This is a genomic window from Pseudomonas sp. TNT3 (assembly GCF_010095445.2).
Lineage (GTDB): Bacteria > Pseudomonadota > Gammaproteobacteria > Pseudomonadales > Pseudomonadaceae > Aquipseudomonas.
This window is the reverse complement of the sequence record NZ_WFGV02000136.1, coordinates 1-1,146: the sequence shown is the minus strand read 5'-3', so window position 1 is coordinate 1,146 and position 1,146 is coordinate 1. Positions and strand designations below refer to the sequence as shown.

The window sequence follows — 1,146 nt, the reverse complement described above, 5'->3', positions numbered from 1 at the left end:
TGATCACCGTACCGTCAGTCAGGGTGAAGGTCAGGCCGCCGTGGTTATTGACCGGCAAGCCATCAGCGTTGGTCAACGTCACGGTGTAAGTAACCTTGCCGCCTTCGGCGACGGTGGAGTTATCCACCGTCAATTTGGCCACGACGTCGTTGATGGTGTCGGTGGTTTTGACGGTCGCGTCAGCACCACTGATAACCAGATTTTCCAGAGCTTTACCGGCGACTTCTGCGCCGGTCACTTTGACGGTCAGCGACGATGGATCTTTGTAAACGTCTTCGGCATTAGCGTCAGCGGTGTAGATCGCTGTCTTGGCACCGGCGAGGATCGTGACGGTTTTGCCGTTATCCAGAGTGACAACCAGATTGTCCGCCAGCACGCGGTTGATGCTCACGGTGAAGGTCGGCGCTTGGCCTTCCAGCACATCGCCATTGGCGGCGATGCCGACGGTAACCAGGTTGCCATCGCCATTCGGTTCATCGGTGATGGTCACGCTGGTTTTATCGGTACCCAACACCAGGTTTTCGTAGTTGTTGGTGCCGGTAACGCCGGTCAGCTGGTTTTCCACCACGATCGGCTGATCAACGTACAGGTTGTCCGCAATCGCAACTTCTTTGCTGCCGCTGGTTTGATTGGCAGCAACGTTGATCACCGTACCGTCAGTCAGCGTGAAGGTCAGGCCACCGTGGTTATTGACCGGCAAGCCATCAGCGTTGGTCAACGTCACGGTGTAAGTGACCTTGCCACCTTCGGCGACGGTGGAGTTATCCACCGTCAATTTGGCCACGACGTCGTTGATGGTGTCGGTGGTTTTGACGGTCGCGTCAGCACCACTGATAACCAGATTTTCCAGAGCTTTACCGGCGACTTCTGCGCCGGTGACTTTAACGGTCAGCGACGATGGATCTTTGTAAACGTCCTCGGCGTTGATATCAGCGGTGTAGATCGCTGTCTTCGCACCCGCGAGGATGGTCACGGTTTTGCCGTTGTCCAGGGTCACGACCAGGTTGTCCGCCAGCACGCGGTTGATGCTCACGGTGAAGGTCGGCGCCTGGCCTTCCAGCACATCGCCATTGGCGGCGATGCCGACGGTGACCTTGTTGCCATCGCCATTCGGTTCATCGGTGATGGTGACGCTGGTTTTGTCGG

The 1,146-nt window shown here is 57.1% G+C and carries 1 protein-coding gene; it reads right to left on the bottom strand.

Going from position 1 to position 1,146, the window contains the following annotated elements; all coding sequences use genetic code 11:
- Window positions 1-1,146 (bottom strand): immunoglobulin-like domain-containing protein (locus tag GBC55_RS29735; RefSeq protein ID WP_348650987.1); only part of this gene is annotated, 1,146 nt, incomplete at both ends.